This window comes from Streptacidiphilus albus JL83 (assembly GCF_000744705.1).
Classification (GTDB): domain Bacteria; phylum Actinomycetota; class Actinomycetes; order Streptomycetales; family Streptomycetaceae; genus Streptacidiphilus; species Streptacidiphilus albus.
In genome coordinates, this window is the sequence record NZ_JQML01000001.1 from 5,620,333 (window position 1) to 5,633,057 (window position 12,725).

General features: G+C 69.4%; 9 protein-coding genes. 8 read left to right on the forward strand and 1 reads right to left on the reverse strand.

The window, feature by feature from the left end; genetic code table 11:
• Positions 1-66: 66 nt before the first annotated feature.
• Positions 67-1,503 carry a DUF2786 domain-containing protein gene (locus tag BS75_RS24590; protein ID WP_081982556.1) on the reverse strand — a complete coding sequence of 479 codons (1,437 nt, stop codon included), beginning with the start codon at positions 1,501-1,503 and terminating at the stop codon, positions 67-69.
• Positions 1,504-2,027: 524 nt separating this feature from the next.
• Here BS75_RS24590 and BS75_RS24595 point away from each other — a divergent pair.
• From BS75_RS24595 to tuf, 8 genes are all read left to right on the forward strand, one after another.
• Positions 2,028-2,681, forward strand: coding sequence for a DUF3800 domain-containing protein (locus BS75_RS24595; protein WP_156164286.1), 654 nt, complete (start codon positions 2,028-2,030; stop codon positions 2,679-2,681).
• 198 nt (positions 2,682-2,879) lie between these two features.
• Positions 2,880-5,084, forward strand: a complete 2,205-nt coding sequence (locus tag BS75_RS24600) for a hypothetical protein (protein ID WP_052069670.1) — start codon at positions 2,880-2,882, stop codon at positions 5,082-5,084.
• Positions 5,085-5,322: 238 nt separating this feature from the next.
• The gene (locus BS75_RS48510; RefSeq protein ID WP_152645685.1) at positions 5,323-6,879 is read left to right on the forward strand and encodes a DUF2637 domain-containing protein; all 1,557 of its coding nucleotides are present in this window, start codon (positions 5,323-5,325) and stop codon (positions 6,877-6,879) included.
• Positions 6,880-7,027: 148 nt separating this feature from the next.
• Positions 7,028-7,915, forward strand: a complete 888-nt coding sequence (locus tag BS75_RS49465) for a DUF1707 and DUF4190 domain-containing protein (RefSeq protein WP_052069671.1) — start codon at positions 7,028-7,030, stop codon at positions 7,913-7,915.
• 301 nt (positions 7,916-8,216) lie between these two features.
• Positions 8,217-8,588 (forward strand): 30S ribosomal protein S12, encoded by a 372-nt coding sequence (rpsL, locus tag BS75_RS24615; protein WP_014144289.1) that lies wholly within the window; start codon positions 8,217-8,219, stop codon positions 8,586-8,588.
• Positions 8,589-8,590: 2 nt separating this feature from the next.
• Entirely contained in the window at positions 8,591-9,061 is a 471-nt protein-coding gene (rpsG, locus tag BS75_RS24620) for a 30S ribosomal protein S7 (protein WP_030251646.1), read from the forward strand.
• 62 nt (positions 9,062-9,123) lie between these two features.
• Positions 9,124-11,229 carry an elongation factor G gene (gene fusA, locus BS75_RS24625; protein WP_034089800.1) on the forward strand — a complete coding sequence of 702 codons (2,106 nt, stop codon included), beginning with the start codon at positions 9,124-9,126 and terminating at the stop codon, positions 11,227-11,229.
• 217 nt (positions 11,230-11,446) lie between these two features.
• Positions 11,447-12,640, forward strand: coding sequence for an elongation factor Tu (gene tuf, locus BS75_RS24630; protein WP_034089801.1), 1,194 nt, complete (start codon positions 11,447-11,449; stop codon positions 12,638-12,640).
• Positions 12,641-12,725: the final 85 nt, after the last annotated feature.

Sequence of the window (12,725 nt, forward strand, 5' to 3'; positions counted from 1 at the left end):
AGCGGCCCGGTTCCGATTCACTCCCACGCCGCCCCGTGCGCTCCCGCGCGCCCCCGGCGGTGCCGGTCAGCCCGGCAGCATCGTGCTGCGGCCGTGCAGCTGGGCCCGGTCGGCGGCGGCCCGCCCCTGGGTCCAGCCCTCGTAGTCGTTGGCCCGGATCGCCCGGCCGGTGCGGAGGCCGGGGAACATCCGGTCGGTGGACTCCTGGACCGCCTCCTCCCGCGCGGCCAGCACCGGCAGCAGCGAGGGCGTGCCGCCGTCGGACCCCGGCCCGGAGCCCTCGCCGGCCAGGGCCTGCTCGTTGGCGAGGGCCTCCTCGGTGACCCGGGCGGTGGCCTCCGCCAGCCGCTCGCGGATCCGGGCCGCGTAGGCGACCAGGAAGGACTGCCGGAAGGACTTGGTCCGGGACCCGCCCCCGCCGCCGCGCTGCACCCCGGCGCTGTTCATCGCACTGGTCGCCTGGACCAGCAGCGAGGTGTAGAGCAGCTCCACGGCCTCCAGGTCGGCCGGGAACCCGACGACGGTGCAGAAGCCGAGGTCCTTGGACCAGACCGACTTGGCCCGGTTGGCGCCGGCCACCGCGTCCAGCAACACCGCCTTCGGGGCCTCGTAGGGGTTGTCCACGCCGATCCGGCGGGCGCCCGGCTCCGAGCCGTTGCCGGAGGACGCCGCCAGCAGCGCCTCGTCGATGCTGTGCTGCGCCATCAACTGCTGGGCCTTGGCGGTCAGCGCCTCGGCCTCGTCCGGGAACTCGGTGGACTCGGCCTTGGCCAGCAGCGCCCGGATCCGGCCGAGCATCCGCGGCTCGCTGCCGGTCTTCTGGGTGAACGCGATGCCCGAGCCGCCGACCTGGCCGGACGCCGGGCCCGCGGCGCTGCCGGGCGGGGGAGCGAGCAGGGTGATCGGGGGCAGTCGGCCGAGCAGCCGGTTGAGTTCGAGCAGCAGCGTGGCCACGGTGAACCGGTCCGCCCGCTCCCGCAGGGCGACCCCGGCCAGGAACTCGTCGTCGGTGGCCCACCAGGCCGCCGCCTCCAGCTCGCGCAGCTGACCCGACCAGCGGGCGTCCAGCGCCGCCGCCGCGTAGCCCCGGGACTCGGCCGCGATCAGGTCGACCGCCAGCCGCAGGTGCCGGACGGTGAGCTCCCGGCGGACGGTCCTGGTCACGTCGGCGGGCTGCCAGCCGGCCTGCCAGAGCCGGGCCAGCAGCGAGCCGGTGACCACCAGCACGGTCCGGCTGGTCTGCTCCCAGCGCGAGGCCGGCTCCGAGAGCGCGCTCGCGCCCTGGTCCAGCGCCAGGTGGTACCGGTCCTCGGGGGCGTACAGCACGGCGCCGAAGGCGGACTCCACCAGCTCGCGCAGCGAGGGACCGCCCCCGCCCCGCGGCGGGTGGGCCGTGGGCGCGGCGTGCGCGTGCTGCCGGCCCTCCCGGTTCCGGTCCTGTTCCCGGCTCTGCTCCCGGTCGTGCTGCTGTGCGCGGCGGCGCTCCTGACTGCGCTTGCCCATGGCTACCCTCCTTCTTCGTCGGTGTGGTGGCGGCAGCACCCATTGTCGCGGACCAGAGGTGCTGACCCGGTACCGACGTGACGCCGGTCGGCGAGATCGCGTCGACCGGCTCCGAGCAGGTGTGCTGTCGGTGCAGCGGCCAGATTGTCGTCCGGCGTCGGGCGGGGTGTGTCTGGTGATTCCAACTAGCCCTGGAGGAAAGGCTGATGATGGATTGACGTAGGGGTCGGAGAGGACTGACGTCAAGTCAGATCGAGCCCTTTGGCGGCTCCAGGTCACGCAGCTCCGGGGACTGCCCCGGGTGCCTTCCAAGGCCCTTTGCTGACGAGTACATGATCTTTTGTGGTCACTGTCTCGAACGAGCGCGGGTGCGGGCCAGAGGCCATCGAAGTGATGTAGCGCGTATCGCAGGAGACCCAACAGTTCCGACCCACGGTTTCGACTGTGCGGCCCGAGCTGACCGGCGGTGCAGCTGATACCTGTCCGGATGGTTTCCAGTGAGAGCGACGCAGACCACCTTGAACGTGCCTCTGACGGATTACACCGTCTACATCGATGATTCCGGCCACCCGCAGAGCGGCCTCGCCCTCTACTCGGCCCTGGCGGTCCCTCGCGGGAGCGCTGAGCGACGCCTCGCACAGTGGCGGCAGTTCCGCATGGAGCTGGACGCGGAGTACGGCATTCCCGAGGGCTTCGAGCTCCATGCCAACGAGTTCATCGCGGGTCGGCGCCGCCCCGGCGGAAACAATCCGTCGAAGGCGGATCGGTGGCTGATCTCGCAGCGCGGGCTTCAGATCATCGGCGACTGGTCCGATGCCCGGGTCTGCACCGTCTACAGTGCGGACCCGAGTCGTCCGGCGCAGTCCCGCCACGCGGCTTTCCGCGGCCTGCTCCACCACCTCAACGGGTGGTTGGCAGAGGAGGGGTGTGCGGCTGCCCTGGTGGTGGACGGCGACGGGACGGACCCCTCCTACGCGGCGCTGGTGGAGCAGGTCGCCCCCGAGCGGATCATCGGGATTCCGTCGTTCCGGCCGGCGCACGAGTGTCCGTGGCTGCAGATGGCCGACTTGATCGCGTACACGGCCTTCCAGCGGCTCGCGCGGCAGCAGTCGAGGGAGTTCATGTGGGGGTGGTACACCCGTTACCTGCCGAAGGCGCACGCCCCGGTGTCGGCATGACGTCGCATGCGACCCTGCTCCGACATGACGAAACCCCGACGCATGGCCGGGGTTCGTGAAAGCAGACCTGGTACTCACGCGCGGCGGAACCAGGACTACCCGTCCAACTGTACAGCGCCGTCTCCATGAGGGCTACGCCTGGAGCCGTGGATTCTCCGGCAAGAATCTTTGATTGGAAGGATGCCAATGAATACTGCCATGGAATTCCAGGAGCCCTACCAGGACGAGGAGGCCAGGTCGGCCGGACTCGGAGGCGCCCGGGTGGCGCTCGGGGCCGGGCCGGAGACCATACCGTTCACCTTCGACGGAGAGGAGTTCTCCGTCAGCGGCTTCGAGCGCGAGCTGCCGATGATCTCTTCCGTGGCGGATCGCGGCAGGCTCGTTGCTGCGGGCAGCAAGGATCCGGCGACCAACCTCTCCCTCGACGACTGGCACGCGGTCGCCCGCGCCGTCGTGCAGCCGCTCGGTACGGCTGTGCAACTGCGGAACCAGCCGGAGATCGCCTCGGCGCTCATCGAGGAGCACGTCGACGGCGTGACACTCCGATCGCTGCACGCCAGGGTGTGGCTCACCGAGCTCTTCCCCGGACTGCAACCACGCACCGGGCAGGAGGCACTGCCGATCGTCGATCCTGAGGTCCATGGCGCCACCGAGGACGGTCTGCCGTTGGCGTCCCTGGCCTACCGCTACGAGAACAGGCACCATCTCCAAGAGCATCTCCGGCAGACCATCGCGTTCACCCGACGCGCCAACCCCAATCCGTACGACCAGTCGATCCTGGCCAGGCGGATCACTCGTGCGGTGATCGCGCACCCCTGCCGACTGGAGTTCAAGGACGGGACCGAACCGATCCACGTTCTGGCGGTGCGCGACGGCATCACCCGCATCACCAGCTCCTGGGCCCTGCTGGCGGAGGAGGGCGCTGACCCGGAGCGCATCGCGGAGGTGGCCACGAGCACCCTGCTGGCGGAGAAGCCGACTCGTCGCGGCTCGGCCGAGAAGCCGTTGAGCCAACGCTGTGCGCTCGGCCGCCAGGAGGAGCTCGCCTCCCTCCACGCGGAGTTTCTCCGTGGCCTGGTCGGCGGGCAGCCGAGCGCGCGGGCCGTGCGCATCGGCCAGACCCTGGTGGTGCCGGCCCAGATCGCCGTGGGCGTCCAGCCGCATGCGAATGTGCTGCTCCCCCCGGACGAGCTCTTCGACGACGCTGTGCGCAGCATCCTCGCCTCCGTGCATGTGGAGTTCAAGCAGTGGGAGCCGGCGGCACAGAACGTCGAGGTCGGGACACGGGCGCTGCGAAGGGTACTGCTGTCCGGCGTGGAGGTGGAGGAAGAGGCGGAGGCTGCGCTCTCCGACATCGTGGATCTGGCTCTGGGACGCCGCCGGCCGCAGGATCTTCCCGCGATCTTCCGGGACGGCAGGATTCCGGGAACCGCGCTCTGGCGCGCCGTCTACCTCGTCCATGCGCTGACCAGGCCGCTGGTGTTCGAGCAGGTGAAGCGGTCCGCCAAGGAGATCAAGGGCACCCGGCAGATGAGGACCGCTGGTTACGCGGAACTTCTGGGCCCCATCGTGGACCTGCCCTGGCGGGCGGCGAAGGGGGAGTCGATCCGGCAGGCGCGGAACGCCTGGACCAACGGGGGCGTGCTTACGGCGGAGGTGATGGGGGACTGGCGCCCCAGTCCTTGTGCGGACTTCACCCTCCTGGTCGAACCCGCCCTGCGCGGTGACCCGAATGCACGGGCAACGCTGACGGTCGCGGGTGGCATCGCGCTCATCGCCGACAAGCTGATCACCCGCAATGTCGGGTCGGCGGTGGGGCGCACGGTTCCCTTCCGGGCCGACGTCCAACGTGTGGTCCAAGGGCTGTCCCTGCAGCCGGACGGCCTCTGGCTCCTGGCGCACGCGGCGCAGCGGTTCGAGGAGGACCGGGAGTCACTGAGCGCAGTGCCGGAAGGCAGACTCCGCGGCATTGACGCAACGCGGTATTACCAGCACGTGGATGTGGACCCCAAGCAGCCTGATGGCATCAGCAGGGATGAGACCGGCGCCCCTGTGCAACTGACTCCCTGGCAGACCGTCGCACTGTCCGATCCGGAAGCAGCAGCGCGAATCGGCAACAAGTCGCTGTCGGGACAGAACAGCGCGGTAGCTCTCACTGTCGCCGAGCAGTTGACGGACGGAAGGCGGAAGCTGAAGGTCGCTCTGACGAGCTCGACCGATCTGCTGTTGGAACTGGTCGCGCTCGCGCAGCGACCCGAGGCCGGCAGCCTGCAGGCCCCCGGATCATCCGAGGAGGCGAAAGAACTGCACGAACTCGCGTATGAGTTGGGACACAAGATCTTCGCGAACAAGCCTACCGACGTCGATGAGGATGCGGTGGGCGAGGAAGCTGACGAGGAGTAGGCCCCTGTGCGCTCTCTCGGTCGGCGCGGCAGGTGGACGCACCGATCCCTGGCCGCCGAGCAATCGACCGCCAGCGATCGGCCTGCCGTTCCACCGCGAGCTGTCGGCCCGCCCGGGCGGCCATCGCCGGTATCGCCGACTGACCGGTCCGGGCGTCTGCGCGTGTATGGCAAGCTGTGCTCCGCCCGCGCGCGAGCCCCGCGCGGTGACCGACCGTACCCGGGGAACGAAGGCGTCGATGGCAGTCCCTGAGATAACCCGCGCGCACCGCGTGCTCATCGGCGCGGTCGCGACCGGTGCCTTCATCATCGCCGGTATCGGCTTCACCGGCTCCTACGCCGCGGTGCGCACCCTCGCCCTGCACAAGGGCTTCGGCGACTTCTCCTATGTCTTCCCGATCGGCGTGGACGTCGGCATCGCCGTGCTGCTGGCCCTGGACCTGGTGCTGACCTGGCTGCGGATCCCGTTCCCGCTGCTGCGGCAGACCGCCTGGCTGCTCACCGGCGGCACCATCGTCTTCAACGCGGCCTCCTCCTGGGGCGACCCGCTGGCCATGGCGATGCACGCGATCATCCCGGTGCTCTTCGTGGTCGTGGTCGAGGCCGCCCGGCACGCCGTGGGGCGGATGGCGGACATCACCGCCGACCGGCACATGGAGTCGGTCCGGCTGATGCGCTGGCTGCTGTCGCCGGTACCGACCTTCCGGCTGTGGCGCCGGATGAAGCTGTGGGAGCTGCGCTCCTACGACGAGGTGGTCCGGCTGGAGCAGAACCGGCTGGTCTACCGCACCCACCTGCGCGCCCGCTACGGCCGCAACTGGCGCCGGCAGGCCCCGGTGGAGACGCTGCTGCCGCTGAAGCTGGCCAAGTACGGCGTGCCGCTGGACCTGGAGGCGGTCAAGGCGGTCACTGCGGCGACGGCGGTCACCTCGGTCACGGTGGCGCCGAACCCCCAGCCCCAGCTCCAGCCCCAGCTCCCGGCCCCGCAGCCGGTCGCCCAGCCGGGCCAGCCGACGAGCCGGGCAACGGGCCAGCCGGCGGGCCAGGCCCAGCCGCAGGCGACGGTCGCCGGACCGAATCCGACGCCGGGTCAGGTCCCCTCGCCCGCAGGGGCGCCCGGCTCCGCGCCGCACCTCGCCTCGGTGCCGGACCTGGGACAGCAGCAGCCGCAGCCGGCGCCGGTGCTCCCGCTCACCGGCCCGCACCCGGACCCGGTGCCGGTGGCCGTCGACATCCTCAGCCGACTGGCCAAGCACCGGCTCCGCCGTCCGCTGCACGACCCCGACGGGGAGGGCGCGCTGGGCCAGGCCGAGGATTCCTACGGCTACCAGGACAACCCGACCCGGGGCGTGGCCTGGCTGCCGAAGCAGCAGCAGTCGAACGCGGACCGGCAGCAGGACGCCGGCCCCGAGGCGTGGTTCGCGGCGAAGACGGTCCCGGAGGGCGTCGAGGAGGCCGACGGCGCCGAGGGCGCGGACGCGGCGGAGGACACGGACGCGGCGGAGGACACGGAGGACTTCGCGCGCCTCGACGCCGGTCGGGTCGAGCCGGCCGGCTTCGTCAACCCGATCGCCCGGCTCACCGAGGCGCCGGTCGACCAGTACTTCGCCGGGCTGTGCAGCTTCATCGACGCCTACAACTACGAGCCCGACGAGCAGAAGCTGGCCGAGCACCTGTTCACCAACCACGGGGTGACCGCCAAGGGCGGTGACCGCCCGGTGAGCGCGGAGACGCTGCGTCGGCACTGGCCGGAGCTGCAGCGCCGCTACGCCGACCACCTGGAGGGCGGCAGCTGACCCCGGACGGTCCGGGCCTGAGGGTCTGTCACAAGTTGTCGACAGCAGGCCCTGGAACGATGCGTCCCACCCGCTCGTCTTCCAGGATGGGTAGAAGCGCGTCGCCGGTACCCGGGGGCGGGCCGAATCGGGGAGGTCGCTCTTGTCCATGCACCCGCAGCACCCGACGCAGCCATGGCCACCGGTCGACGCCCGCCCCTCGGCGCCGCAGCACCGGGGCGAGCAGCATCAGGGCGAGCAGTACCAGGGGGAGCCGACCCGGCCCGGCGGGTCCGGGCAGCCGGCGCCGGCCGCGCAGCCGGTCTCGCCACAGGCGCTGACCATGCGCGCCTCCCACGCGGACCGGGAGCGGACGGTCGACGTGCTGAAGTCGGCCTTCGCCGAGGGCCGACTGCGGGCGGAGGAGTACAACGACCGGGTCGAGCAGGTGTACCAGGCCCAGACGTACGGCGAACTCGCCGGAGTCGTCCAGGACCTGCCGAGCGGACCGATGCCGGTGCCCTATCTCACCCCGGCCCCGTCGATCCCCCCGGCGTTCGCCGCCCAGCCCTTCCCGGCCCAGCCCCATCCCGGGCAGCCGTTCGGCCTCGGCGCGCCGTACCCGTACCCGTACCCCCCGCTGTACCCGTACCCCGCCCCCTACCTGCCGCCCTACGGGCAGCAGTTCCACGCGGTGCCCGGCTACGGGCTCGGCCGCTCCGGCGTCCCCGGCCCGCAGGGCCAGTACCCTTACCCTTCGGCCTTCGTGGTGCCGCCGCTGCAGCAGCGGACCAACGGGCTCGCCGTCGCCGCGCTGGTGCTGGGCCTGACCGAGCTCTGGACCATGGGGCTGACCTCGCTGCCCGCGCTGATCTGCGGGATCGGCGCCCGGCGGCAGATCCGGGAGCGCGGCGAGGCCGGTTCCGGGATGGCGACCACCGGGATCGTGCTGGGCGCGCTGGGTATCGCCTTCTGGGGGCTGATCCTGCTGCTGGCGATGGCCTCCTTCCACAGCGGCGGCGGGATCACCGAGGCTCCGGTCCCGCCCGGCGGCTGACCCGCCGCGCCGCGCGTACCGCTGTCGCACCAGGGCTGTGAACTGCCGTCTTCCATGTGTTTTGACCCGCGCCGATGCGCCAAGTAGGCTCTGACCTTGTGCCTGGGGTGTCCCCGGGTCTCTTGTGCGTGCGTGCATATCTGCCGCGGCATTTTGGGAACCGCGCTTCTCACACCGCTCCTCCGCAAGGAGTCGAGGGGATGGGAAGTGGCCCGACACACCCGACCGCGTGGGTCGGATGTCGAGCAGACGCAACCAGGGTAGTTACACCAAGCGATGGCACAAAGAAGACGGAGATACGGTGCCTACGATCCAGCAGCTGGTCCGAAAGGGCCGGCAGGACAAGGTCGAGAAGAACAAGACGCCTGCACTGAAGGGTTCCCCTCAGCGCCGCGGCGTCTGCACGCGTGTGTACACGACCACCCCGAAGAAGCCGAACTCGGCTCTCCGTAAGGTCGCCCGTGTGCGCCTCACCAGCGGGATCGAGGTCACCGCTTACATTCCGGGCGAGGGCCACAACCTGCAGGAGCACTCCATCGTGCTCGTTCGTGGCGGCCGTGTTAAGGACCTGCCGGGTGTGCGTTACAAGATCATCCGCGGCTCTCTGGACACCCAGGGTGTCAAGAACCGCAAGCAGGCCCGCAGCCGCTACGGCGCCAAGAAGGAGAAGTAAGAATGCCTCGTAAGGGCCCCGCCCCGAAGCGCCCGGTCATCATCGACCCGGTTTACGGCTCCCCTGTGGTGACGTCGCTCGTCAACAAGATCCTCCTGCACGGCAAGCGCTCCACCGCCGAGCGCATCGTGTACGGCGCCCTTGAGGGCGTCCGCGAGAAGACCGGCGCAGACCCGGTGGTCGCGCTCAAGCGCGCCCTGGAGAACGTCAAGCCGACCCTTGAGGTCAAGTCCCGCCGTGTCGGTGGCGCGACCTACCAGGTTCCGGTCGAGGTCAAGCCGGGCCGCGCCAACACGCTGGCCCTGCGCTGGCTGGTCGGCTACTCCCGCGCCCGTCGCGAGAAGACCATGACCGAGCGCCTGCTCAACGAGATCCTGGACGCGAGCAACGGTCTGGGCGCCTCGGTGAAGCGTCGCGAGGACACGCACAAGATGGCCGAGTCCAACAAGGCCTTCGCCCACTACCGCTGGTAGTTCGAACCCCGTCAACCCCCCTCCCCGCGTAAGCGGGGGTGAACCGAGAGAGACGAGCCACCATGGCTGCAACCTCCCTTGACCTCGCCCGGGTCCGCAACATCGGGATCATGGCGCACATCGACGCGGGCAAGACCACCACCACCGAGCGGATCCTGTTCTACACCGGCGTCTCGTACAAGATCGGTGAGGTCCATGATGGCGCAGCCACCATGGACTGGATGGAGCAGGAGCAGGAGCGCGGCATCACGATCACGTCGGCCGCGACGACCTGTCACTGGTCGGTGGACGGCGTTGAGAACACCATCAACATCATCGACACCCCGGGCCACGTCGACTTCACCGTCGAGGTGGAGCGTTCGCTGCGCGTCCTGGACGGTGCCGTCACGGTGTTCGACGGTGTCGCCGGTGTCGAGCCCCAGTCGGAGACGGTGTGGCGTCAGGCTGACCGCTACAACGTCCCGCGTATCTGCTTCGTCAACAAGCTGGACCGGACCGGCGCGGAGTTCTTCCGCTGCGTCGACTCGATCATTGACCGCCTGGGTGCCACCCCGCTGGTCATGCAGCTGCCCGTGGGTGCCGAGGCCAGCTTCGCCGGCGTCATCGACCTGGTGAAGATGAAGGCCCTGCTCTGGTCGGCCGAGGCCGCCAAGGGCGAGATGTACGACACCGTCGACATCCCGGACACCCACACCGAGATCGCCGAGGAGTGGCGGGCGAAGCTCATCGAGACCGCCGCCGAGGGCGACGACGAGCTGATGGAGCTGTTCCTGGAGGGCGAGGAGCCCACCGAGGAGCAGCTGGTCGCGGGCATCCGCCGCGGCACCATCGCCGGTAACTTCACCCCGGTCTTCTGCGGCACCGCGTTCAAGAACAAGGGCGTCCAGCCCCTGCTCGACGCGGTCGTGAAGTACCTGCCCTCCCCGGTCGACGTCGAGGGCGTCATGGGCCACAAGCCCGGCGACGAGACCGTGGAGATCTTCCGCAAGGCCTCGGACGACGAGCCGCTGTCGGCGCTGGCGTTCAAGATCATGTCGGACCCGCACCTGGGCAAGCTCACCTTCATCCGGATCTACTCCGGGCGTCTTGAGGCCGGCACCGCCGTCCTCAACTCGGTGAAGGGCCGCAAGGAGCGCATCGGCAAGATCTACCGCATGCACGCGAACAAGCGTGAGGAGATCGAGTCGGTGGGCGCCGGCGACATCGTCGCCGTCATGGGTCTCAAGCAGACCACCACCGGCGAGACGCTCAGCGACGACAAGCAGCCGGTCATCCTGGAGTCCATGGACTTCCCGGCCCCGGTCATCCGCGTCGCGATCGAGCCGAAGTCGAAGGGCGACCAGGAGCGTCTGGGCATCGCGATCCAGCGGCTGGCCGAGGAGGACCCGTCCTTCCAGGTCAACACCGACGAGGAGACCGGCCAGACGATCATCGCTGGTATGGGCGAGCTGCACCTGGAGGTGCTGGTCGACCGTATGAAGCGTGAGTTCAAGGTCGAGGCCAACGTCGGCAAGCCGCAGGTCGCGTACCGCGAGACGATCCGCAAGGCCGTCGAGCGTATCGACTACACGCACAAGAAGCAGACCGGTGGCTCCGGCCAGTTCGCGAAGATCCAGATCGCGATCGAGCCGATCGAGTCCGGCGAGGGCTACGAGTTCGTCAACAAGGTCACCGGTGGCCGTGTGCCGAAGGAGTACATCCCCTCGGTGGACGCCGGTGCCCAGGAGGCGATGGAGTTCGGCGTGCTCGCCGGCTACCCGCTCCAGGGTGTCCGCGTGATCCTGCTCGACGGTGCTTCGCACGACGTCGACTCCTCGGAGCTGGCGTTCAAGATCGCCGGTTCGATGGCGTTCAAGGAGGGTGCCCGCAAGGCGTCCCCCGCGCTGCTCGAGCCGATGATGGCCGTCGAGGTCACCACGCCCGAGGACTACATGGGCGATGTGATCGGCGACATCAACTCCCGCCGCGGCCAGATCCAGGCCATGGAGGAGCGCAGCGGCGCCCGTGTCGTCAAGGCCCTGGTCCCGCTGTCGGAGATGTTCGGCTACGTCGGCGACCTGCGCAGCAAGACGTCCGGCCGCGCCAGCTACTCGATGCAGTTCGACTCGTACGCCGAGGTTCCCCGGAACGTGGCGGAAGAGATCATCGCTAAGGCCAAGGGCGAGTAGGTTCCGAAGCCGTCGGGCCCCCGCCGGGGGCCCGACATTTCGGGAGCTTTCACCCCTTAGGCTGTAGGAGGTGCCGGGTCCGCCGCATGGCGGACCCCGGCCCCTCCGGCCCCCACCCCCGGGCCGGAACCGGGCGCTGTCACAGTGGACGGAACCGGCGCGATATCAGACCACCTGACGTCGTACGGCGTACAGAACCAGTCCTCAGGAGGACCAAGTGGCGAAGGCGAAGTTCGAGCGGACGAAGCCCCACGTCAACATCGGCACCATCGGTCACATCGACCACGGTAAGACGACCCTTACCGCGGCGATCACCAAGGTGCTGCACGACGCGTACCCGAACCTGAACGAGGCCTCGGCCTTCGACCAGATCGACAAGGCGCCGGAAGAGCGTCAGCGCGGTATCACCATCTCCATCGCGCACGTCGAGTACCAGACCGAGGCGCGTCACTACGCCCACGTCGACTGCCCGGGTCACGCCGACTACATCAAGAACATGATCACCGGTGCGGCGCAGATGGACGGCGCGATCCTGGTCGTGGCCGCCACCGACGGCCCGATGCCGCAGACCAAGGAGCACGTGCTCCTGGCCCGCCAGGTCGGCGTCCCCTACATCGTCGTCGCGCTGAACAAGTCCGACATGGTGGACGACGAGGAGATCCTGGAGCTCGTCGAGCTCGAGGTCCGCGAGCTGCTCTCGGACTACGAGTTCCCGGGCGACGACCTTCCCGTCGTGCGCGTCTCGGCGCTGAAGGCGCTCGAGGGCGACCCGGAGTGGAGCGAGAAGCTCCTCGGCCTGATGGCCGCCGTGGACGAGGCCATCCCGACCCCGGCCCGCGCCGTCGACCAGCCCTTCCTGATGCCGATCGAGGACGTCTTCACGATCACCGGTCGTGGCACCGTCGTCACCGGCCGCATCGAGCGTGGCGTGCTCAAGGTCAACGAGACTGTCGACATCATCGGCATCAAGGAGACCAAGACCACCACCACGGTCACCGGCATCGAGATGTTCCGCAAGCTGCTCGACGAGGGCCAGGCGGGCGAGAACGTCGGTCTGCTCCTCCGTGGCATCAAGCGCGAGGACGTCGAGCGCGGCCAGGTCATCATCAAGCCGGGTTCGGTCACGCCGCACACCGACTTCGAGGCCCAGGCCTACATCCTGTCGAAGGACGAGGGTGGCCGTCACACCCCCTTCTTCAACAACTACCGCCCGCAGTTCTACTTCCGCACCACGGACGTGACCGGCGTCGTGACCCTCCCCGAGGGCACCGAGATGGTCATGCCCGGCGACAACACCGCCATGACGGTCGCGCTGATCCAGCCGATCGCCATGGAGGAGGGCCTCAAGTTCGCCATCCGTGAGGGTGGCCGGACCGTCGGCGCCGGCCAGGTCACCAAGATCATCAAGTAATTGACGGTCTGACCTGCCTGCTCCTGCAGCGCACCGAAAGGGCCCCTGCGACATCCTCGGATGTCGCAGGGGCCCTTTCGCGCTT

Bases quoted from the DNA above. Each gene is read 5' to 3' on its own strand.
- BS75_RS49465 (WP_052069671.1), top strand. From the start codon at position 7,028: ATGCACCCGCAGCACCCGACGCAGCCATGGCCACCGGTCGACGCCCGC.
- rpsG (WP_030251646.1), top strand. From the start codon at position 8,591: ATGCCTCGTAAGGGCCCCGCCCCGAAGCGCCCGGTCATCATCGACCCG.
- BS75_RS48510 (WP_152645685.1), top strand. From the start codon at position 5,323: ATGGCAGTCCCTGAGATAACCCGCGCGCACCGCGTGCTCATCGGCGCG.
- fusA (WP_034089800.1), top strand. From the start codon at position 9,124: ATGGCTGCAACCTCCCTTGACCTCGCCCGGGTCCGCAACATCGGGATC.
- BS75_RS24590 (WP_081982556.1), bottom strand. From the start codon at position 1,503: ATGGGCAAGCGCAGTCAGGAGCGCCGCCGCGCACAGCAGCACGACCGG.
- BS75_RS24600 (WP_052069670.1), top strand. From the start codon at position 2,880: ATGGAATTCCAGGAGCCCTACCAGGACGAGGAGGCCAGGTCGGCCGGA.